16 protein-coding genes and 1 rRNA gene are annotated in these 24,360 nt (G+C 30.1%); 13 read left to right on the top strand and 4 right to left on the bottom strand.

Annotated elements, in window-relative coordinates; all coding sequences use genetic code 11:
• The 11 genes from rrf to KGF45_RS10585 form a co-directional block, all read left to right on the top strand.
• Nucleotides 1-114: ribosomal RNA gene (gene rrf / locus KGF45_RS10635) — 5S ribosomal RNA — on the top strand; the annotation flags it as partial.
• Nucleotides 115-507: 393 nt separating this feature from the next.
• A complete protein-coding gene (locus tag KGF45_RS10630; RefSeq protein WP_227842535.1) occupies nucleotides 508-1,578 on the top strand; it encodes an ATP-binding cassette domain-containing protein in 1,071 nt (356 codons plus the stop codon).
• A complete protein-coding gene (locus tag KGF45_RS10625; RefSeq protein WP_227840596.1) occupies nucleotides 1,562-2,431 on the top strand; it encodes a carbohydrate ABC transporter permease in 870 nt (289 codons plus the stop codon). Before KGF45_RS10630 ends, KGF45_RS10625 begins: the two co-directional genes overlap by 17 nt.
• Nucleotides 2,432-2,473: 42 nt before the next feature.
• Nucleotides 2,474-3,334, top strand: a complete 861-nt coding sequence (locus KGF45_RS10620) for a carbohydrate ABC transporter permease (protein WP_227840595.1) — start codon at nucleotides 2,474-2,476, stop codon at nucleotides 3,332-3,334.
• Between the two features lie 30 nt (nucleotides 3,335-3,364).
• A complete protein-coding gene (locus KGF45_RS10615) occupies nucleotides 3,365-4,669 on the top strand; it encodes an extracellular solute-binding protein (protein ID WP_227842534.1) in 1,305 nt (434 codons plus the stop codon).
• Nucleotides 4,670-4,772: 103 nt separating this feature from the next.
• Nucleotides 4,773-6,035 carry an ectonucleotide pyrophosphatase/phosphodiesterase gene (locus tag KGF45_RS10610; RefSeq protein WP_227842533.1) on the top strand — a complete coding sequence of 421 codons (1,263 nt, stop codon included), beginning with the start codon at nucleotides 4,773-4,775 and terminating at the stop codon, nucleotides 6,033-6,035.
• 187 nt (nucleotides 6,036-6,222) lie between these two features.
• Nucleotides 6,223-8,193, top strand: coding sequence for an excinuclease ABC subunit UvrB (gene uvrB, locus KGF45_RS10605; RefSeq protein WP_227830041.1), 1,971 nt, complete (start codon nucleotides 6,223-6,225; stop codon nucleotides 8,191-8,193).
• An 18-nt stretch (nucleotides 8,194-8,211) separates the two neighbouring features.
• A complete protein-coding gene (uvrA, locus tag KGF45_RS10600) occupies nucleotides 8,212-11,037 on the top strand; it encodes an excinuclease ABC subunit UvrA (protein ID WP_227842532.1) in 2,826 nt (941 codons plus the stop codon).
• Between the two features lie 228 nt (nucleotides 11,038-11,265).
• A complete protein-coding gene (uvrC, locus tag KGF45_RS10595; protein ID WP_227830039.1) occupies nucleotides 11,266-13,083 on the top strand; it encodes an excinuclease ABC subunit UvrC in 1,818 nt (605 codons plus the stop codon).
• Nucleotides 13,083-14,012, top strand: coding sequence for an HPr(Ser) kinase/phosphatase (gene hprK, locus KGF45_RS10590; RefSeq protein WP_227435572.1), 930 nt, complete (start codon nucleotides 13,083-13,085; stop codon nucleotides 14,010-14,012). The genes uvrC and hprK overlap by 1 nt, the downstream gene beginning before the upstream one ends.
• A gap of 145 nt (nucleotides 14,013-14,157) precedes the next feature.
• Nucleotides 14,158-15,954, top strand: coding sequence for a MutS-related protein (locus tag KGF45_RS10585; protein WP_227842531.1), 1,797 nt, complete (start codon nucleotides 14,158-14,160; stop codon nucleotides 15,952-15,954).
• A gap of 124 nt (nucleotides 15,955-16,078) precedes the next feature.
• Here KGF45_RS10585 and KGF45_RS10580 read toward each other — a convergent pair whose 3' ends face one another.
• The 4 genes from KGF45_RS10580 to cls all read right to left on the bottom strand — a co-directional run bounded on the left by KGF45_RS10580 (nucleotide 16,079) and on the right by cls (nucleotide 22,080).
• Nucleotides 16,079-17,860 (bottom strand): NADH-dependent [FeFe] hydrogenase, group A6, encoded by a 1,782-nt coding sequence (locus KGF45_RS10580; protein ID WP_227842530.1) that lies wholly within the window; start codon nucleotides 17,858-17,860, stop codon nucleotides 16,079-16,081.
• Between the two features lie 22 nt (nucleotides 17,861-17,882).
• The gene (locus KGF45_RS10575) at nucleotides 17,883-19,769 is read right to left on the bottom strand and encodes an NADH-quinone oxidoreductase subunit NuoF (protein WP_227830036.1); all 1,887 of its coding nucleotides are present in this window, start codon (nucleotides 19,767-19,769) and stop codon (nucleotides 17,883-17,885) included.
• A 16-nt stretch (nucleotides 19,770-19,785) separates the two neighbouring features.
• The gene (locus tag KGF45_RS10570) at nucleotides 19,786-20,283 is read right to left on the bottom strand and encodes a complex I 24 kDa subunit family protein (protein WP_227435580.1); all 498 of its coding nucleotides are present in this window, start codon (nucleotides 20,281-20,283) and stop codon (nucleotides 19,786-19,788) included.
• A gap of 315 nt (nucleotides 20,284-20,598) precedes the next feature.
• Nucleotides 20,599-22,080, bottom strand: coding sequence for a cardiolipin synthase (cls, locus tag KGF45_RS10565; protein WP_227830035.1), 1,482 nt, complete (start codon nucleotides 22,078-22,080; stop codon nucleotides 20,599-20,601).
• Between the two features lie 318 nt (nucleotides 22,081-22,398).
• On the opposite strand from cls, the gene KGF45_RS10560 reads away from it, so the two are divergent.
• Both KGF45_RS10560 and murB read left to right on the top strand, forming a co-directional pair.
• On the top strand, nucleotides 22,399-23,169 hold the full coding sequence (locus KGF45_RS10560; RefSeq protein WP_227830034.1) for a formate/nitrite transporter family protein: 771 nt from the start codon (nucleotides 22,399-22,401) through the stop codon (nucleotides 23,167-23,169).
• 273 nt (nucleotides 23,170-23,442) lie between these two features.
• Nucleotides 23,443-24,357 carry a UDP-N-acetylmuramate dehydrogenase gene (murB, locus tag KGF45_RS10555; protein WP_227830033.1) on the top strand — a complete coding sequence of 305 codons (915 nt, stop codon included), beginning with the start codon at nucleotides 23,443-23,445 and terminating at the stop codon, nucleotides 24,355-24,357.
• Nucleotides 24,358-24,360: the final 3 nt, after the last annotated feature.

Below are 24,360 nucleotides of genomic sequence, written 5' to 3'. Positions count from 1 at the left end.
GGTTACAATAGCAGAGAGGATACACCTGTTCCCATTCCGAACACAGAAGTTAAGCTCTCTAGCGCTGATGGTACTTGGTGGGAAACTGCCTGGGAGAGTAGGACGTAGCCACGTAATCTTTTTTTGTGTAAATTTATAAAAAATAAAAAAATTTTATTTTTTGTGTTTAGACATGGCAAATTTGGGACATAATATAATTGTAAAACTTAATAGCAAAAATAAATTACTCAATCTCCCCCACTTAAAGGCCTCTATCCCCCATAGAGGTCTTTTTTATTGTGTCTAATTTGCTATATCCGTTATTTTATTTATTTTCATTCTATCTTATAGTCAGTATATTTATTTAAGTTTAGTATAATTTAACAGAAAATATATGTGATTTAACATTTATTTTAATAAATTTACTATATGTTCACTTTGACTTAATATATCCTTTACAAATAAAGAGTATTATTAATTTATAAGTAAATCGTATAACTAAACAAAGTATTTTGAGGAGGATAAAAAATGGCAGATATAAGACTAGAAAATGTCACAAAATCTTATGATAAAAAGAACACTGTTATAGAAAACTTGAACCTTACTATAGAAGATGGTTCTTTTACGGTATTGGTAGGCCCAAGTGGTTGTGGAAAATCTACTACACTAAGAATGATTGCTGGGCTTGAAGATATAACTTCAGGCAATTTGAAAATTGAAGAAAATGATGTAACAAGAACTGATGCAAGTAAGAGAGATATAGCTATGGTATTTCAGAATTATGCATTATATCCGCATATGACTGTTAGAGAAAATATAGAATTTGGTCTAAAGAATAAAAAAGTTCCAAAAGAAAAAAGAGAAGAACTTATAACAGAGGTTATTGATATAGTTGGATTACAAGAATATTTAAATGTAAAGCCAGGAAATTTGTCTGGAGGACAAAGACAGAGAGTAGCATTAGCTAGAGCAATGGTTAAAAATCCAAAGGTATTTTTAATGGATGAACCATTGTCAAATTTAGATGCAAAACTGAGAAATCAAATGAGGACAGAATTAATACAGTTACATCAAAAATTAAAATCTACATTTGTTTATGTAACTCATGACCAAGTCGAAGCAATGTCAATGGCGGATAAAATAGTTATAATGAACAAAGGAGAGATAATGCAAATAGGTTCTCCAAAAAAAATATATCAAGACCCTAAAAATTTGTTTGTGGCACAATTTATCGGAAATCCTTGTATGAACATATTAAATATGAAGGATAATATCAAACTTGGATTTAGGCCTGAAAAAGCTGTATTAGAAAGTATAAATATAGATATAAAAAATGATGATGCTTTTAATTTGCTTGGAAAGGTTATAACTAAAGAAGTATTAGGAAACGAAACTATATACTGTTTATCTGTTCTTGACAGTGAAGTAAGGGTTAAAACAGAAAACGATATATTTGATATAGGGAAAACTTTGAAAGTAAATGTATTAGAAAAGGATTTATATTATTTTGATAAAGATGGGCAAAGAATAGATGATATAAAAGAATGTAAGAATATGTATTCTAAAATCAAAGGAGATATTTATGAAAAAGCAATTTAATAAAGCATATTTGTACATAACACCTGCAATTATAGGAACTTTACTGTTTATAGTATATCCAATAATTAAGACAATATCGCTGAGTTTCAAATCAGGAAGTCTTCTTAGTTCAACTTTCGAAAATGTAGGATTAAACAATTACACAGAGCTTTTAAAAAATCCAGAGTTTATACAAACTATAACAAATACAGCAATTTATACTTTTTTTATGGTAATTATATCTATATCACTAGCTATAGTACTTGCTACTTGGTTAAACAAAAACTCTATAATACACAATTTAACACAAAGTATAATCTTTACACCACATGTAATTTCACTTGTATCTGTGGCCGTATTATGGCTTTGGATTATGGAACCTCAGTATGGTTTTTTAAACTGGGTACTGTCAGTATTACACTTACCAACATCAAAATGGCTTTCAAGTGAAAGTTCAGCATTGATGTCATTGATTTTAATAGGCATATGGAAAACTCTGGGATATAATATTTTAATAGTTTTATCAGGTCTTAAATCGATACCAAATTATATATATGAGGCATCTAAGCTAGACAATGCAAACAAGGTAACTAATTTCTTTAAGGTAACATTACCACTATTATCGCCAACAATATTTTTTCTCATGATAACAACAACAACAGCATCATTTCAAGTATTTGATGAAATAAGCATAATGACACAAGGTGGTCCATTAGGTTCAACCAACATGTTATCTTATTATATATATGAGTCTGGATTTATATATTACGATATAGGGCAAGCAAGTGCAGCAAGTATGTTTTTATTAGCTATAGTTATGATTGCTACATATGCTAATTTCAGACTATTATCAAAAAAAGTTCATTATCAATAAAGAAAAATATATATTATGAGGCGTATTAAAAAGGAGGACAAAATGGATATTATAAGACCTATTAAAAAAGATAAAGCTGATATAAAGAAAATAGTATCAAAATCAATAGAAGTATTAATTCTAGTACTTTTATCTGCAATATTTATATTCCCTTTTATATGGATGTTGTCGACATCTTTTAAAAACCCACAAGAAATGATGCAACTACCACCTACAATAATACCAAATGATATAGTACTAGGAAATTATACTACAGCATGGAATTCAGGGCCATTTTTTAGATATTTATTAAATAGTATCTTTGTGACAGGTAGTATTTTAATCATACAGTTTTTAGTGATGGTTCCTGCAGCTTATGCATTTTCTAAGATTAAATTTAGAGGTGAAAAGGTATTGTTTGGACTATTACTCATAGGACTTATGATTCCTCCACAAGTAACTTTTTTACCTGTATATATGATGATGAGTAAATTTGGATTTATAAATACATATGTGCCACTTATAATTCCATTTATGACATCTTCATTTGGTATATTTTTGCTTAGACAAAATTTTATGCAGATATCAGATGAGATTATTGAAGCAGCTAAATTAGACAATACTTCGGACTTAAAAATAATGTTTAAAATAATGGTTCCTATGGCAAAACCAGCAGTAATAACATTTATATTATTTAATTTTATATATCACTGGAATAACTATTTCTGGCCTTTAGTAATGACAAATACAGATGCAATAAGAACTTTACCAATCGGAGTAGCTCTTCTTAAATCTTCAGAAGGAATTACTGCATGGAATGTAATAATGGCAGGAAATATAATTTTAATTTTACCAATAATTCTTGTTTATATATTTGCAAATAAAAAAGTAAAAGAAGCTTTTATGTATTCAGGAATAAAATAAAAAGTCAAAAACTAAATTTGGAGGATGGAAATGAAGCTTAAAAGAAAATTAGCAACAGGATTAGCAATAACATTATTAGTAGGTTCTTTAGTTGGGTGTTCAAATTCTAATGACTCAAATACATCTAAAGGAGAAAAGACAGATAGCAATATTACAAAGATAGATTTCTGGGCACCTTTGGGTGGAACTAATGGTGAAACTGCACAAAAAATGGTTGACCAGTTTAATAGTGAGCATAAAGATATACAAGTGAATATGCTAAAACAAAAAGATTACTATGAAAATGCAACAAAATTACAAGCTGCATTAACTTCTAAAGACCAACCAGATGTAACATTATTAGAAATAACTCAAACAGGTACATTTGCATCAGCAGGAGCTTTAGTAGATATGAGTAAATACTTTGATAAGGCATACCAAGAAAGATTCTTTTCTGGTCTTCTAACAAATTCATATTATGAAAATAAATTTGTTGGGATGCCATTTAATAGAAGCACACCGATATTATACATAAATAAAGACATGGCAGTTAAAGCAGGTCTTGACCCTTCAGGGCCAAAGTCATGGGAAGAACTTAAAACATATGCTAGTAAAATGACAAATAAATCAGAAGATACTTATGGATTTGAAACTCCAATAGATATTTGGTTCTATGAAGCGATGGTAATGCAAAGTGGAGGAGAAATAACTGATGGAAAAAAAGTAGCATTTAATAATGAAGCAGGTCAAGCACCAGTTAAATTCTGGCAAGATATGATGAAATCTGGAGTAATGAAAATGCCACCTGGTGAAGATTATAATGCTTGGGATGTAGCAAAGCAAGATTTTGTAAATGGTAAAGTTGGTATGATATTTACATCGACAGCAGATTTAGCAGGTCTTATGCAACAAACAGATGGTAAGTTTGAAATATCAACAGCATTTTTACCAAAAAATCAAAAATATGCAACTCCTACAGGTGGAGCAAACTTAGTTATGCTTGAAGGTGGAACAGATAAAGAGAAAGATACAAGTGCAGAATTTATAGAATGGATGACTCAAACAGATAAAATAGTTCAATTTAGTTCATCAACAGGATATCTACCAACAACTGAAGATGCAACTAAATCAGAAAAATTACAAACATTGTATAAAGAAAAGCCACAATATAAAGTTGCAACTGACCAATTACAATATGCTGTTGCCCTTCCAATGCTAAATGGATATAAAGAAGCAACTGACAAGTTAATGGATGAGATTAAAAAAGGTCTTACTGATTTAAATGTGGCGCCAAAAGATGCAGTAAATAAAGGAACTTCTGCAATGCAAGCAGTAATAGACAAGACTAATAAATAATTATAGAGATGTATAAAATGTTGATAAAATATTATTTGTAACATATATAGATTATAGCTTGATTGAAAGTATTCAATAATATATGAATGAAGAGGTAATGTAAATGACAAAAGTTATAGTATTATCAGTAGATTCTTTATTTGAAAAAGATTTAGAATTTGTAAAGAATCTACCAAATTTTAAATCTATCTTAGAAAATTGTTCTATGGTGAAAAATATAAATTGTGTATATCCAACTTTAACATATCCTTGTCATACAAGTATGGTCACAGGGGTATATCCTAAAAAACATGGAATATATCATAATGAAAAATTTGACCCAAATAAAGAAAATAAAGATTGGTATTGGTATTCAAAAGATATAAAAGTAAAGACAATTATAGATGTAGCAAAGGAAAATAATTTGACCACTTCTAGTATCTTATGGCCTGTAATGGGTGCAAATCTAAATATAGATTATAACATTGCAGAGATATGGGCTCCTAATAGAGAAGATGACCCAAGAGAAACCTTTGAAAAAAGTTCAAGTAAGGTTATAATGGATAGTATTTATGATAGACATTGCCATTATATTGATTGGAAATTAGAGCCTAATATGGATTTATTTGGAGTAAATTGTGCGGTAGATGTAATAAAAGAATATAATCCAGATTTGATGTTAATACATCTAGCAACTTTGGACCATACACGACATAATCATGGTTTGTTTAATGAAGAAGTAAATGAAGCCCTGAAAATGAATGATAAATGGTTAGGAGATATAATTCAGGCTACAAAGGATGCGGGTACATATGAAGATACCAATTTTATAATACTTGGAGACCATGGCCATCTTAGAGTTGATAAAGTCGTAAATCCAAATGTTTTACTTAAATCACATGGATTTATAACAGTAGAAAATGATGAGGTTAAGAATTTTGATGCCTATGTAAATTCATCAGGCATATCAGCACAGATAATAGTAAATAACTCAAATAGACTAGAAGAGTTAAGAGCATTGCTTGAAGAGTTTAAAGAAGAATTATTTATAGAGAATATATTTACCAGAGAAGAAGCATCCAATCTTGGACTTGAAGGCGATTTTGAACTGGTAATTGAAGGAATTGAAGGAATTTCATTTGGAAATGATTTAGAAGGAAATATTATAAAGGATTCCGATATAAAAGATTACAAGTTTGCTGTGGCTACACATGGTCATTTACCTACTAAGGGTAATAGACCTCCATTTATAGCTTTTGGACCTAAAATAAAAACAGGTGTAGTAGAGGAAGAAGGCGACTTAAGAGCTCATGCAGCAACTATATTAAAACTATTCAATTTGAAACTAGACGGAGTTGAAAAAGAAGCATTTGACTTCATTATATAAACTTGATAAAGTATTTATTTTCCATTACTTATAGACTTCTATTATAAAGATAGAAGTCTTTTTTTATATTTTAGATTTAAGTAAAATTTAAATGGGTAAAATATTTAAAATAACTGAAACAATTCTAGAAAGGTATGATATAATAATACATGTTAGGAACTAATGTTCGAAAAGAAGGAGTGATACTATGGATTTTAAACTAAAGTCAGACTTCAAACCAACAGGTGACCAACCAGAAGCTATTAAATCAATAGTGGATTCTATAAATAGAAATGAAAAATTTTCGACATTGTTAGGTGTAACGGGTTCAGGAAAAACATTCACAATGGCAAATATAATACAACAAGTTAAAAAACCTACCCTAATAATGGCTCATAATAAAACACTAGCAGCACAACTTTATAGTGAGTTTAAAGAATTTTTCCCAGACAATGCAGTTGAATATTTTGTAAGTTACTATGATTACTATCAACCAGAGGCATATGTAGCTCACAGTGACACTTATATAGAAAAAGATGCAAGTATAAATGACGAAATAGACAAACTTCGACATTCTGCTACAGCATCTATTTTAGAGAGAAGAGATACAATAATAATATCTTCAGTATCTTGTATATATGGTTTGGGTGACCCAAAAGATTATAAAGAACTTATGTTATCTATAAGACCTGGTATGCAAAGAGATAGAGATGATGTAATAAAAAAGTTAATAGAGATACAATATGAAAGAAATGATATAAATTTTACAAGAGGGACTTTTAGGGTTAGAGGGGATATATTAGAAATATTTCCAGCTAGTAATGATGAAAAAGCAATAAGAATAGAGTTTTTTGGTGATGAGATAGATAGAATAACAGAAATTGATTATGTAACAGGAAAGATTGTTGGGACAAGAAATCATGTTGTTATCTTCCCCGCATCTCACTATGTAACAACACCAGAAAGAATTGAAAACGCAATTGTTCAAATTGAAGATGAACTTCAACAACAAATCGAGAATTTTAAAGAAAATGATAGACTTTTAGAAGCTCAAAGAATTGAGCAAAGAACAAAGTATGATATAGAAATGTTAAAGGAAATAGGATTTTGTCAGGGAATAGAAAACTATTCAAGACATATTACTGGAAGAGAAGAAGGAGAAAGACCATATACACTAATGGATTTCTTTCCAGATGATTATTTGATAATTGTGGATGAAGCACATGTTACTATTCCACAGGTAAGAGGAATGTATGCAGGAGATAGGTCAAGAAAAACTTCTCTTATAGAAAATGGATTCAGATTACCTTCTGCACTTGATAACAGACCACTAAATTTTCAAGAATTTGAAGGAAATATAAATCAAATGTTGTTTGTAAGTGCTACACCAGGTCCTTATGAAATTCAACATTCCGAAACTATAGCAGAACAAATAATAAGACCAACAGGTCTTTTAGATCCAATTATAGAAGTAAGACCTATAAATAATCAGATAGACAATTTGGTAGGAGAAATAACTAAAATAATAGAAAAAAATGAAAGAGTGCTTATAACCACTTTGACTAAAAAAATGAGTGAAGACTTAACTAATTACCTTAAAGAAATAGGAATAAAAGTTAAATATCTACATTCAGATATAGTTACATTAGAAAGAACAGAGATAATAAGAGACTTAAGACTAGGAAAATTTGATGTACTTGTAGGAATAAATTTACTTAGAGAAGGTCTAGATATACCAGAGGTTTCACTTATAGCGATTTTAGATGCAGATAAAGAAGGTTTCTTACGTTCCGAAACAGCGTTAATACAAACTATTGGACGTGCAGCTAGAAATGAAAATGGAAGAGTTATTATGTATGCTGATAGGATAACTGATTCAATGCAAAATGCTATTGATGAGACAAAAAGAAGAAGAGCTATACAGAATTTATATAATGAAGAACACAACATAACTCCTAAGACTATACAAAAAAGTGTAAGAGATAGTATAGAGGCAACTAAGGTAGCAGAGGAAGAAGTTGTATATGGAATAACTGATACAGATGATAAAGAAGAGATAAAAGATAATATAGAAAAATTAAAATCAGAGATGATGGAAGCTGCTCAAAACTTACAATTTGAGAGAGCGGCCGAATTAAGAGATAAGGTAAAACAGTTGGAAGAAAAATTGGAAAAATAGAAAGGTAAAAACAAGGTTATGGAAGATAAAATTATAATAAGAGGAGCAAAAGAGCATAATTTAAAAAATGTAGATTTAGATTTACCAAGAGATAAGTTTATAGTTTTTACAGGATTGTCTGGTTCTGGAAAGTCATCTTTGGCGTTTGATACGATATATGCAGAAGGCCAAAGAAGATATGTAGAGAGTTTGTCTGCTTATGCTAGACAGTTTTTAGGGCAAATGGAAAAGCCAAATGTAGAGTATATTGAAGGTTTATCACCAGCTATTTCAATAGACCAGAAGACTACTTCAAAGAATCCACGTTCTACAGTTGGAACAGTAACAGAAATATATGATTATTTGAGATTATTATTTGCAAGAGTAGGTGATGTGTATTGTCCTACTTGTGGTGAAAAAATAAGTCAAATGACTATTCAAGAAATAGTTGATAAAATGCTATATTTTCCAGATAGAACGAAGCTGCAAATACTTTCACCAATTGTTAGAGGTCAAAAAGGTACACATAAAAAGGTCTTAGATAATATTAAAAAAGAAGGATTTGTAAGAGTTAGAGTTGATGGCGAAAACTATGAAGTAAGTGATGATATTGTTTTAACTAAAAACCAAAAACACAGTATAGAAGTAGTAGTAGATAGAATAGTAGTTAAAGATGGAATAGAATCTAGACTTGCAGATTCAATTGAAACTGCGGTTAAACTATCTGATGGTCTTGTAATAGCTCAGATAATAGATGGAGAAGAGATTCTTTTCTCAACTAAATTTGCATGTCCAGAACATGGAATTGGGATAGAAGAATTATCTCCAAGAATGTTTTCATTTAATGCTCCTTTTGGTGCTTGTGATGTTTGTAATGGTCTTGGAGAAAGTAAAGAAGTTGACCCAGAACTAGTTGTACCAAATAAAGATTTATCAATAAAACAAGGTGCAGTGGCTGCATGGGGTTCAACAGGTGTCAACGACGATACTTATTATAGCAAAATGATAAAAAGTTTAGCACAGCATTTTAATGTATCTTTGACAACTCCATTTAAAGATTTACCAGAAGATTTTGTTCAAGAGTTACTTTATGGTAAGGATAATATAATGGTAGAGTTTGTTTATGAATCAAAATTTGGAGGAACTAGAAATTATAAATCATATTTTGAAGGTGTAGTAGTAAACTTAGAGAGAAGATACAAAGAAACTAACTCAGAGTATATGAGAGATAAAATTGAAGAGTATATGGCAGAAAGACCTTGTCCAAAATGTAAGGGATTGAGACTTAAAAAAGAGGTTTTATCTGTTTTAGTTGATGGAAAAAATATAATGGAAGTAACAAACTTATCTGTTAATGAATTGATAGATTTTATGGAAAATATAACTCTTACAGAAAAGCAAAGATTTATAGCTCATGAGATTATAAAAGAGATAAAGGGAAGAGCTAAGTTTTTAAGAGATGTTGGTCTTGATTATTTGAATTTATCAAGAAAAGCTGGAACACTTTCAGGAGGAGAAGCACAACGTATAAGGTTAGCAACTCAAATAGGTTCAGCATTAGTTGGAGTGTTATATGTGCTTGATGAGCCAAGTATAGGTCTTCATCAAAGAGATAATGACAGACTCATAGGCACTCTTAGACATCTAACAGATTTAGGAAATACTTTAATTGTCGTAGAACATGATGAAGATACAATGAGAGAAGCTGATTATGTCATAGATATTGGTCCTGGTGCAGGTATACATGGTGGTGAGATAGTTGCACAAGGGACTTTAGATGAAATAATAGAAAATGAAAACTCAATAACAGGTCAGTATTTAAGTGGAAAAAAACAAATATTAGTTCCTGAGACTACTAGAGAAGGAAATGGAAGTTTTATAGAAGTAGTCAAAGCATCAGAAAATAACCTAAAAAATATTGATGTAAAATTGCCATTAGGTAAGTTTACATGCATAACAGGTGTTTCAGGTTCTGGGAAAAGTACACTAATAAATGACATACTTTATAAAGGTGTTGCAAGTAAAGTAAATAGACTTAAACAAAGAGCTGGTAAGCACAAAGAAATAAAAGGAATTGAAAATATAGATAAGGTTATAAATATTGACCAAAGTCCAATTGGAAGAACACCTCGTTCAAATCCAGCCACTTATACAGGGGTATTTGACTTTATAAGGGATATCTTTGCAGCTACTAATGAAGCGAAAGCAAGAGGCTATAAAAAAGGAAGATTTAGTTTTAATGTAAAAGGTGGTAGATGTGAAGCTTGTAAAGGTGATGGAATAATAAAAATAGAGATGCACTTTTTACCAGATGTATATGTTCCTTGTGAAGTTTGTAAGGGTGAAAGATACAATAGGGAAACATTACAAGTAAAATACAAAGATAAAACTATATCTGATATACTAGATATGAATGTAGAAGAAGCTGTTGAGTTTTTTGAAAATATACCAAACATAAAAAGAAAACTAGATACATTAATGGATGTAGGTCTTTCATATATTAAATTGGGACAGCCTTCAACTCAATTGTCTGGAGGAGAAGCACAACGTATAAAATTAGCATCAGAACTTAGTAAAAGACCAACAGGAAAGACTTTATATATATTAGATGAACCTACTACAGGACTTCATATGGCAGATGTAGATAAGTTAATTCACGTATTACAAAGATTAGCAGATACAGGAAATACAATTATAGTCATAGAACATAATCTAGATGTTATAAAGACTTGTGATTATGTAATAGACTTAGGGCCAGAGGGTGGAGATAAAGGTGGAACTATAGTTGCAACTGGAACACCAGAAGAAGTATCTAAAGTTGAAGGTTCTTATACAGGTCAATTTTTAAAGAAATATTTCTCTTAGGTTGTACAAACTGTGTAAAATTTTAACTGTAAATATATAAAAATAAATTGTAGATAATTACCAAACATAAAGTCCATATTGTTCTTCGTATTTGAGATTGCTTTTAAATCAATTATAGAAGATGATATGGACTTTAACTTGTGTACAATGCTGGAAATTGAATAACTTTTTAATTTTCATATTTTAGGGTATAATTTTAATATAAAATTTAATGTTTTGGAGGGCGAGATGTTTGATATACAAGACCACTTAAAAAAATTACCTTCTGAGCCTGGCGTATATTTAATGAAGGATAAATACGACCACATAATATATGTGGGAAAAGCTATATCTCTAAAAAATAGAGTAAGGCAGTATTTTCAATCTTCAAAAAACCATACATCTAAAGTCAAATCTATGGTTAAGAATATATATAAATTTGAATATATTATAACGGATTCAGAGTTGGAAGCATTAATACTTGAATGTAATTTAATAAAAAGATATAGACCAAAGTATAATGTGCTACTTAGGGATGATAAAACTTACCCATATATTAAAGTAACTACAAATGAAGATTATCCAAGAATTTTAAAGGTTAGAAGAGTGCTTAAAGATAAAGCAAAGTATTTTGGACCATATACCAATATAACTGCGGTAAATGATACTTTAGACCTTATAAATAGTACCTATCCAATAAGAAGTTGTAAAATAGATATAGAAAAAGCAATAAAAAATAAAACAAGACCTTGTTTAAACTTACACATAAATAAATGCTTGGGGCCTTGTACAGGAAAAGTATCTAAAGAAGAATATGGAAAGATGATAGAAGAAATTATAATGTGTCTATCTGGGAAAGAAGAAAAGTTGATGGAGCTCTTAAAAGAAAAGATGAATGAGAGTTCTATGAATTTTAGATTTGAAGAAGCAGCTATATATAGAGATAAAATAAAGGGTCTTGAAGAAATGATACAAAAACAAAAAATAGATGCTACTGTAACCGATTTAAATCAGGATGTAGTTGCCATGGCAAGAGCTCATAATGAAGCCTGTGTACAAGTATTTTTTATTAGAAATGGTAAGATTGTTGGGAGAGAACACTTTATCCTAGAAGGGGTAATGGATAGTCCAAGAGCTTCTATATTAAGTTCATTTGTAAAACAATTTTACAATGAACAAGAGTATATACCTAAAGAACTAATTATAGAAGATGAGATAGAAGACAGTTGTATATTAGAAGAATGGCTATCGTCTAAAAAAGGACAAAAAGTAACAATAAGAGTACCACAAAAAGGAGAGAAAAAAAGTCTAGTTGAAATGGTTAGAAAAAATGCAGTAGAGTACCTTGAAAAATTTTCTGATATGAACAAAAGAAAATATGAAAAAAGTATTGGAGCATTAGAAGAATTAAAACGATTGTTAAACTTAGAAAAATTGCCGATAAGAATAGAGTCTTTTGATATATCAAATATACAAGGAGTAGATTCAATTGGTTCTATGGTAGTCTATACAAATGCTAAAAAAGATAAAAAAGAGTATAGAAGATATAAAATAAAAACGGTTATTGGACCCAATGATTATGATTCTATGGCTGAAATTGTAGATAGAAGATTGAAACATGGAAATTTACCTGACCTTATATTGTTGGATGGAGGAAAGGGACAGGTTAGTGCTGTAAAAAAAGTATTAGAACTTAATGATGTAGACATACCACTTTGGGGAATGTACAAAGACGATAAGCATAGAACTAAAGGGTTAATATGTAAAGAAAAAGAAATCGAGTTGGATAAAACAACTAGTTTATATAGATTTATTGCTAGTATACAAGAAGAAGTTCATAATTATGCAATAACATATCATAGAAGTCTAAGAAATAAAGCTTTGACAAAATCTATCTTAGATGATATACAAGGGATAGGTGAAAAAAGGAAAAAAGCACTACTGAGTCATTTTAAAGATGTAGAAGCTATAAAAGAAGCTACCTTTGAAGAACTTTTAGAAGTGGAAGGAATGAATAAAAGCATTGCAGAGAATGTTTATAATTTTTTTAGGAAGGAAGAAAATTAATGGAAACTAGCAATAAAGTATCAATAAGAGAAATAATAAAAGATTTAAAACTTAAAGTAGTATACATGCCTGATGATGTAGATTATTATGTCTACTCTCAAGATATAAATAGACCAGGTTTACAATTTGCAGGGTATTTTGATTACTTTGCATATGAGAGAATACAAATAGTTGGAAAGACAGAATATAATTTCTTTGGATTGATGGATAATGAAATTAGAGAAGAGGTACTAAATAGATTTTTTTCATATGAAATACCAGCTTTAATAATTTCTAGAGATTTAGAAATAAAGCCAGATGTAATAGAAAAGGCTAAAAAGTATAAGAGAATACTCTTAAGTACAAACAGAAATACAACTAGACTTATAAATAGATTATCAAATTATTTAGATAATAAGTTAGCACCACATACAACGATTCATGGAGTTTTAGTTGATATTTATGGTATAGGTGTTTTGATAAAGGGAGAGAGTAGTATAGGAAAGTCAGAAACAGCATTAGAATTAATTCAGAGAGGTAATAGATTAGTTGCAGATGATGCTGTAGAAATAAGAAAACTAGATGAAAGTATGTTGATGGGTCAGTCTCCTGAATTAATAAGACATTTCCTAGAGATAAGAGGAATAGGTATAATAGATGTCAGAAGCCTATACGGTGTAGGAGCTATCAAAAATTCTAAAATGATAGATTTAGTAGTACATTTAGAAGCTTGGGATGAAAATAAGTACTATGATAGACTTGGATTAGATAAAGAATATGAAGAAATACTTGGTGTTAATGTAGAGAAGTTAGTTGTTCCTGTCAAGCCTGGAAGAAATACTGCTATGATACTAGAAGTAGCAGCAATGAATTTTAGACAAAGAGGAATGGGGTATGATGCAGCCCAAGAATTTACTAAGAAACTATCAAAACTGATTGATACTAAGTAATAGAAAATGTATATAAAATAAAATTGTATAGAATATTTATAAAATATATATTATATAAACCGAGTTTAAATTAACGTTTAAAGTTATTAGATTAAATTTAATACTATATTTAAATTTATTATATGATAAGGAAGTTGGAGTCTTTATGGGAATAAACTATTTTAGTAAGCTTTTAGAAAGTACTACTGAAAAAGAATTGCTCTTAAATAAAAAATCAAATAATGTAAGTACAGCTAGGTTAATATCTTTTTTAATATTGATAGCAGGATTTGCTATTGGATTTTACAATAAAAATACAATAGGTATTTTTGTTGGAATTGTGGCATTGATTCTATTTATTTCACTTTTAGTTATTCATAATAAAATAAAAGATGAAGAATCGTATTTTAAGAGTAAGGGTGAAGTGCTAGATAAGTATGTTAAAAGATTTGGTGATGAGTGGAAAGAGTTCAAAATAGATGGCAAAGAGTATATACAAGAAGAAAATTCACAAGCAAAAGATTTAGACCTATTTGGAAGAGCATCACTATATCAGTATATTTGTGTGGCTAATACATCCTATGGAAAGCAGTCTTTAGCTAAGTCTTTATGGAATGAAAATCCAGATGATAAGATAATCTTAGAAAGACAAACAGCAGTAAAAGAGCTCTTATCAAAACAGGATTTTTCTATTCATATTCAGACATTAAGTAATATAATTGGTAAAGAGCAAAAAACCAACTCTGATAGAAGTATAGAGTCATTTATAGAGTATGGAGAAGATAAAAATGTATATATACCTAAGTGGATGCATATTTTTACTTGGGGTTTACCTACTGCAACAATATTATCTTTTATATTTTTTATATTAGGTTTTTTGCCTGTGTTACCTGTTTTTTTACTTTTTGTACTTCAGTTAGGATTTGGAGGTTTTGGACATACAAAGCTTATGCAGACCTTATCTCCATTATTCTCGTTTAGTAGAAGTATACAAGTATATGAAAAAATGTTTGAAGTTTTAGAGAAAGAGACATTCGAAAGCCCATATTTAAAAGAATTACAAGCAAAACTTTCTAAAGGTAATGGTGTTTCAAAAGGTATTAAACAATTGAACTCAATAGGTAATGCCGTAAACCTAAGATATAATCAAATAGTGTATATAGTTGCTTGTGGTGTTCTTATGTGGAATTATCACTGTGCAGAATCTCTAGAAAGATGGAAAGGTGTATATGGAAATCAAATTAGAGGATGGCTTGAATCTATTGGAGAGTTTGAAGCTTTAATAAGTTTAACTATTATTGGTCAAGTAAAGGAAAATATCTGCTTTCCAATAATAAAAAATGAAAGTATTCCAAGGTTAGACATTGAAGAAGTATATCATCCATTAATAGCAGAGAAAAGTGTTGTAGCAAACTCGATAAAATTAAATTCTCAAACCTGTATCATTACAGGTTCAAATATGTCAGGGAAGACGACCTTTTTAAGAAGTATTGGTGTAAACCTAGTATTGGCGTATGCAGGTGCTCCTGTATGTGCTAAAAGTTTTGATGCAACATGTATGGCTATATTTACATCTATGAGAATACAAGATGATGTAAGTCAAGGTATATCAACTTTTTATGCTGAAATTCTCAGAATAAAATCAATGATTCAATATAGCATAAAAGAATTACCTATGTTGGTTTTAGTTGATGAGATTTTTAAAGGAACTAACTCTGCTGATAGAATTATTGGAGCAAGTGAGGCAGTAAAGAAACTATCAAAGCCATGGGTCATAAGTATGGTTACAACACATGATTTTGAGTTATGTGACCTTTCAAGTGGTGGAGATGTAGAGATTGTAAACTACCATTTTTCAGAGTACTATGTTGATGATAAAATCTATTTTGACTATACCATAAAAGATGGAAGATGTAAGACTACAAATGCAAAACAGCTTATGAAAATGGCAGGAATACTTTAACCAAGATAAGTGTAGAAAAGTAGGTTATCTATGATTAAATTAGAAAGGATTGTATAAAGTACTTAAAAGCACTTTATACAATCCTTTTATTTGAGAATATTTTAGTTTCTTAATTTATTAAAATTTATTTAGCTTCTTCACAAGCACATTCTTTTGGACATTCTTCATAAATACAACTCTTATCAAAGTAATGAGTATGAAGGTATTTGTGAGCTACATCGCTATTTGGATCTCCAAAGAAGTCTTTATAAATAGCTTGTAAGTCAGGATTTTCATGAGACTTACGAATAGCCTTGTTTCTATCTATTTCATATAATGCATTTGCACGTCTATCAATTATTTCAGTATTACCATGATGGTAAGGTTGACCAGCTCCTCCAACACATCCACCAGGACATGCCATAACTTCTATGATATGGTACTTACACTCTCCACTTCTAACCTTATCCATCATCTTTCTAGCATTTTTAAGTGTATTTACAATACATACATTAACTGTAGTTCCATCAACATCTATACTTGCTTCTCTGATTCCTTTAAGCCCTCTAACATTAGTAAAGTTTACATTATCTAAAGTTTTGTTAGTTATCTTTTCATATGAAGTACGTAGAGCAGCTTCTAAAACTCCACCACTTGCTCCAAATATAGAAGCAGCACCAGTAGATTTTCCTAATGGATTATCAAAATCCTGGTCTTGAAGATTAGGTAAATCGATAGCAGCTTCTTTTATCATCTTAGCTAGCTCTCTAGTAGTTATAGAAAGGTCAACATCTAATATTCCAGATTCACTTAATTCTTCTCTTGAAGCTTCATACTTCTTAGCTACACAAGGCATTACAGATACAACATAAAGGTCATCTGGATTAATTCCTAGTATTTTAGGTGCATAGTAGTTCTTAGCTATAGAACCAAACATACCTTGAGGAGATTTACAGCTAGATGCTAGATTTAATTGGTCTGGATAATTGTGTTCTAAGAAGTTTACCCATGCAGGGCAACAACTTGTTAATATAGGTAGATTTTCACCTTTTTGAATTCTTTCTATAAATTCAGTAGCTTCTTCCATTATAGTGAAGTCTGCACCGAAGTTTGTATCAAATACATGCTCAAACCCAAGTGATTTTAAAGCAGCAACCATTTTTCCTGTAGATATTGAACCTGGCTCTAATCCAAACTCTTCACCAATAGCAACTCTTACAGCAGGAGCAACTTGCACTACTATAGTTTTTTCTTTTTTATTTAAAACATCCCATAGTTTAGGCACATTATCTACTTCTGTTAATGCTCCAGTTGGACAGACAGATATACATTGGCCACAGAATGTACACTCTGTTTCAACCATATCAGCATTGAAAAATGTACTAACTAAAGTATTAAATCCACGATTAACTCCAGATAATGCTCCTACTGTTTGGATATCATTACATACAGTTTCACATCTTCTGCATAATATACATTTAGAATGGTCTTTAACTAAAGATTTAGTAGAGGTATCTTTACCTGCAAAAGACTTAGAACCTTGATATCTTATCTTTCTTACTCCTAAATCAGCAGCTATAGTTTGTAATTCACAGTCTCCATTTTTTTCACATATAAAACAATCTTGTGGATGGTCTGATAATAGTAATTCAACAATAGTTCTACGAGCATTTAATGCTCTAGCACTATTAGTTTGAACTCTCATACCTTCCTTTATAACTGTTCCACAAGCTGGAACTAAACCTCTCTCTGTCTCAACCATACAAACACGACAAGAAGCGCAAGTGTCAAGCTTATCTATTTCATTCATATGTAAATGACAAAGGTTATGTATTTTTATATTTATTAGTTTTGCAGCATCTAAGATAGAAGTTCCACTAGGTGCTGAAACATGTTTGCCATTGATAGTTAAATTAACTAAACTCATTGTTATTCCTCCTCCAAATAAGTTATTTCTTGATTATAGCATTAAATGTACAATTATCTATACAAGCACCACATTTTAGACACTTAGAAGTATCTATTGCATGTTGTTCTTTAACAGAACCTGTTATACAACCAGCAGGACACACTCTAGAACATTTTGTACAACCCTTACAAGCATCTGTTATGAAGTAAGAAAGTAAGTTTTGACATTTGCCAGCAGGACATTTCTTATCGACAACATGAGCTATATACTCATCTTTAAAATATTGAAGAGTACTTAAAACAGGGTTTGGAGCAGCTTTACCAAGACCACATAATGAAGCAGTTTGTATAGTTTCAGCAAGGTTTTCTAGGTCGTCTAAATCTTGTAGAGTACCATTACCTTCTGTAATTTTAGTTAATATTTCTAATAATCTTGTAGTACCTATACGACAAGGTGTACATTTACCACAAGATTCTTCAACAGTAAACTCAAGGAAGAATTTGGCTATATCTACCATACAGTCAGATTCATCAAGAACAAGCATACCACCAGAGCCCATCATTGAGCCTATAGAGCTTAATGAACCAAAGTCTATAGGTATATCTAAATGTTCAGTTGGTATACATCCACCAGATGGTCCACCTGTTTGAACTGCCTTGAAGTTCTTACCTTCAGGAATTCCTCCACCAATTTCAAATACAATATCTCTTAAAGTAGTACCCATTGCAACCTCAACAAGACCTACATTTTCTACTTTTCCACCAAGAGCAAAAACTTTAGTACCACTAGAATCATCAGTACCTAAGTTAGCAAACCAGTCTCCACCCTTAAGTATGATTGCTGGAATATTAGCAAAAGTTTCAACATTGTTTAAGCAAGTAGGAGATTTCCATAATCCACTCTTAGAAGAACTATAAGTCTTCATTCTAGGTTCACCACGTCTACCTTCAATTGAATGCATTAAAGCTGTACCTTCACCACAAACGAAAGCTCCTGCACCATATTTTAATTCTAATTTGAAGTTAAATCCAGTACCTAAAATATTTTCACCAAGTAAGCCATGTGCTTCAGCTTGAGCTATAGCTACTTTTAGTCTTTCTATAGATTTTGGATATTCAGCTCTTATATATATGTATCCTGTATCAGAACCTATAGCATATCCACATATTGCCATAGCTTCTAGTACACTATGAGGGTCTCCTTCAAGTACAGATCTATCCATGAATGCACCAGGGTCTCCTTCATCAGCATTACAGACAACGAATTTTTTATCAGTTGGGCCAGCAGGATTCTTTGAAGCAGCTTCCCATTTAGAACCTGTAGGGAATCCAGCTCCTCCTCTACCACGAAGACCAGAAGTCTTTACTTCTGCAATAACTTCTTGAGGAGTAAGAGATGTTAAACATTTACCTAGAGCTAAATAACCATCATTAGCAATATAATCCTCTAAACTATCTGGGTCTATAAGCCCACAATTCTTTAGAGCTATACGTAATTGTTTTTTGTAGAAAGACATTTCTTCTTGTGCTTCTACTTTTTTATTTAAAGATTCTTCTTCATATAATAATTCCTCAACAACTGTATTTCTAATTAAGTGATTTTGAACTATCTTTTCAGCATCAGATGGTTCAACTTTCACATAGAAAACGTTATCAGGATAAACTTTTACGATAGGACCTTGAGCACAGAAACCAAAACAACCTGTTAAGCGAACATCAACTTTGTCTTGTATTCCTGATTTTTTTATTTCATTTTCTAATTCACTAACTATTTCCATACTGTTTGAAGATGTACATCCAGTATCACAACAAACAAGTAATTCTCTTCTTAATACATTTTCCTTAGAATAATTTTTTCTTAGGCTAAGACTAGGTTTTAGCTCATCAGCTAAAACTTTTAATTCATCAAATGAATTTACTTTACGCATTATTTATTCACCCCTCTTAACAATTCAATTCTAATTCTCTATAAGTATCTAATATTTCGCTTACTTGATCTGGTTTTACTTTACCATAAACTTTACCATTTACAGTAACAACTGGAGCTAAACCACATGCCCCCAAACATCTTAAACCTTCTAAAGAAAATTTAAAATCACTAGTAGTTTCTCCAACTTTTATACCAAGCTGTTTTTCAAAAGCACTTAATATCTTATCAGCACCTTTTACAAAACATACAGTACCTAGACAGACACTTATTTTATACTTACCTACAGGTTCTGTAGTGAAATAAGAATAGAATGTAACAACCCCATATACCTTTGCAGGAGCTACTCCAAGTCTTTTAGCAACATGAAGTTGTACTTCTTTTGGAAGATATCCAAATATACCTTGAGCTTCATGTAGAACTTGTATCAAAGCACCTTCTTTTGTTGCAAGAGAGTCAATAAATATATCTAATTCGTCAAATAACTGCTTGTTGTGTGAAATAAAATCGCACATAACAAATCCCCCTTTTCTTTTTAAAGTTATTATTTTTCATAAAATAATTAACCATGCGTTGACACCAATATTATGTTGGTGAACAAAACCAAAACAATAAAGAAAGAATAATATACAACAATTTCTTTATTCATAAAAACAATGCAAAAAAGTTACCTATTAAAAAAAAACTATACTAGTCTATTATAATATAAAATAATTCAGAATAGTTAAAAAAAATAAAAAAAATGGACTGAATTCAATAAAAAAAAAATAATATATATAAAAAACTTTAAAAAATAAACCAAAAGGTAAAATTTTTATAAAATAAAAGATTTATAAAACTGATGATAATAGTCGAGAAATTGATTCCTTGATTTTTATATAAGTAGACCTAGAATTATATACATCTAATGTTATTTCTTTTGAATCTAAAATATCATTTTCAAATATAACTCTTTGCTCTAGTGCTTTTTTTGAAGAGTACATAAAGGCATTTACTTCAAAATTAAGCTCAAAGCTTCTTATATCCATATTAGCTGTTCCTATAGAACATATAGAGTCATCTATAACTATTGTCTTAGCATGTAAAAATGCATTTTCACCATAAGTGTAGATTTTAGCTCCAAATTTTAAAAGTTCTCCAGCATATGAATATGATGCCCAGTATACAAAAGGATGGTCAGGTTTAGAAGGAATCATAATTCTTACATCAACACCAGATAAACAAGCTATTTTTAAAGTATCTATAAATGTTGAGTCAAGTATTAAATAAGGACTCTGTATATATATATACTTTCTAGCTTTCTGAATCATTTTAAGGTAACCATATTTAATTTCATCGAGCTCTGATATATCTGGACCACTTGATACTATTTGAATCCCAATATTTTCAGAAGGACAATCAGAAGGTGTTTCACTTTCTGCGAAGTACTTTTCTAAATCTAAATCTTCTTTAGTTGTATATCTCCAATCAAGGATAAATCTCATATTTAGGTCAATTACACAATCACCAGTAAGTTTAGTATGTGTATCTCTCCATAGACCAAATTTTGGATTTCTACCTAGATATTCGTCTCCAACATTGTATCCACCTACAAATCCTACTTTTCCATCAATGACAACAATTTTTCGGTGGTTTCTGTAGTTTAAGTTAAAGTTTACAATTTTTAAGAATGATGGAAAGAAACTTCCAACTTTAACACCACTTTCTTTTAATCTAGAAAGTGTACTATTTTTTAGTGTTCTACCACCAACGGCGTCAAATAAAAGTCTTACTTCTACACCTTCTTTGGCCTTATCTACTAGAATGTCAATTATTTCAGTTCCAATTTTGTCATCTTTGAAAATGTAAAACTGTATATTTATATATTTCTTTGCTTTCTTAAGTTCTTCAAGAAGAGTGTTAAAAAATTGACTAGACTCAGCGTAAATCCACACATCATTATTATTGGTATAATGAGCATTATTTGAATTAGCTAATGCATAAATCATATCCTTATGTTGATGTATTTCTGAATCAATTTCAGATGTAGATTGTAATTTAACTTGAGTATCTAGTATATTGCTTTTGATTATCTTATCGTCCTTTTCTTTTACTCTAAACATATTGTTTTTTGAAATATTTCTACCAAAAGCCATATAAAGTATAAATCCAAGAGCTGGTATTAATACTAATATAAGAAGCCATGTTAGAGTTGTGTTTATATTTCTCTTTTCTCTAAAAATGAGATTTAGTATAACCATGAAATTAATTACATATATTGTAGTAACTGTTATTTCATATATTGACATTTCGAAAAATGATATATTAAACATAAAATTTCCTCCTTTTGGGTATTTAGTAAAATCAGTAATTATATATAATAACTCGAACATATATCTATTATATATAATACCTCAATAATAAAAAAGTAAAATAAATAATCAAAAGGTAAATTTTTCAATTTAAATATAATTATTTCGAAATTAACAAAGTTAGTATATAATAAATAATATAATTATATAGACATAAGTATATATAAGCATATAGAAAATTTTTTATATTAATAAAATTTATTATATATCATATTGTTATTATATAATTATTGCCATAAAAAGACAAGGAAAAGTATAATTTTTAAGGGGGAAGGATTTATGAGTAAAGGATTCTTGACACCTGGGGAAACTGCACAAGCAACTATAAGTGCAGGTATTAAAAAAGCGAATATTTCAACACAAAATGCAATTTTATTAGGTTTATTTGGAGGAGCATTTATAGGTTTTGGGGGATTGGGGAGTATAATAGTTAGCCAGACTTTTGGTAAGATAGACGCAGGAATAGCTAGTTTTTTAAGTGCTATGGTCTTTCCAGTAGGTCTTATGCTTGTAGTGGTAGCAGGAGCAGAGTTATTCACTGGAAATACTTTAATGCTTATTCCGCTTATGGACAAAAAAATAACATTGGGAAAAATGCTAAGAAACTGGGGACTAGTTTATTTTGCCAATCTAGTAGGTTCACTACTTTTAGTGGCACTTGTATACTATTCTTCTACATTAACAGGGGATGCAGCTACAAAAGCCATAGCTGTAGCAGAAGCTAAAGTTAATTCAACGATAGTTTCAATGTTTTTAAAAGCAATACTTTGTAACATTTTAGTAGTTTTAGCTGTATGGATGGCTACAGCATCTCAAGATATAGTATCTAAGTTAGCTTCATGTTGGACAGTAATAATGTTATTTGTTTTATGTGGATTCCAACATAGTGTTGCAAATATGTTTTTTATACCAATGGGAATGGCATTAGGAGCAGATATTACTATGGTTCAATTAATAACTAATTTGGTATTTGTAACGCTTGGAAATGTAGTTGGAGGTTCTATAATAGTTGGAGGAATTTATTATCTTTGCTATGTGAAAAATAGTTAGATAAATAATACGAATTAAATAGCCTTTTAAAGCATTGATATCAGCGATATTGATGCTTTTTTTAAATTATTTATGTTCTTTTATATGTTGTTATTTTTTTTTTTTTACTTTATTATATATTTATTGAATATAGTTTGGAATTAAAAAACTTAAAAATATGAAATCTGTATGATAAGCAAAATCATATATTATTGAATATAGTTAATACTATACATTAATATAATTTAGACAATACTGACAACTGAAGTTTAGTATAATTTGGGAGGAAATACAATGAATAATCAAGATATATATGAAAATTTATTAAATATATTAAGCAAAGATGATATAAAAATAGATGAACCTATGAAAAAACATATCTCATTTAGAGTTGGAGGTCCAGCAGATATATTGGTTAGACCTAGAACTGAAGAACAGCTAAAAAATGTACTTCAGTTAGTGAAAAAAGAATCTATGCCATATTTAATAATTGGAAATGGTTCGAATATTCTAATTAAAGATGGTGGAATAAGAGGCATAGTAATAGAACTTGCAGACAACTTTAATTCTTATGAGATAAAGGGTACTAAAATAATTGCTCAGTCAGGAGCTTTATTATCTGTTTTAGGTAAAGCTCTACAAAAACAAGAACTAAAAGGATTTGAGTTTGCCTCAGGTATACCTGGAACATTAGGTGGAGCATTAGCCATGAATGCAGGAGCATATGGTGGTGAAATGAAAGATATAGTAAAATCAGTAAGATTAATAGATATGGAAGGCAATATCTTTGAACTGTCAAATGAACAGATGGAATTTGGGTATAGAAAAAGTATAATAGCGAAAAATGGATATATAGCTTTATCAGCAGAAATAGATTTGCAAAAAGGAAATTATGATGAAATAAAAAGTTTAATGGATGATTTAACAACAAGAAGAACAACTAAGCAACCATTAAATTTTGCTAGTGCAGGAAGTACATTTAAAAGACCAACAGGATATTTTGCAGGTAAGTTAATAGAAGAAACTGGATTAAGAGGACTTACTTTGAGAGGTGCTCAAGTATCTGAGAAGCATTGTGGATTTGTGGTTAATTTAGGAGAAGCAAGTGCTAAAGATATTTTAGATTTAATATATGTTATAAAAAGTTCTGTATATGCCAAGTTTGGGGTTATGTTGGAAGAAGAAGTCAAAATACTTGGAGAGGATTAACAA

It is taken from the genome of Clostridioides sp. ZZV14-6154, from assembly GCF_020657785.1.
Lineage (GTDB): Bacteria > Bacillota > Clostridia > Peptostreptococcales > Peptostreptococcaceae > Clostridioides.
Note: the sequence above shows the minus strand (reverse complement) of the source record. Positions and strands in the feature narration are given on the sequence as shown.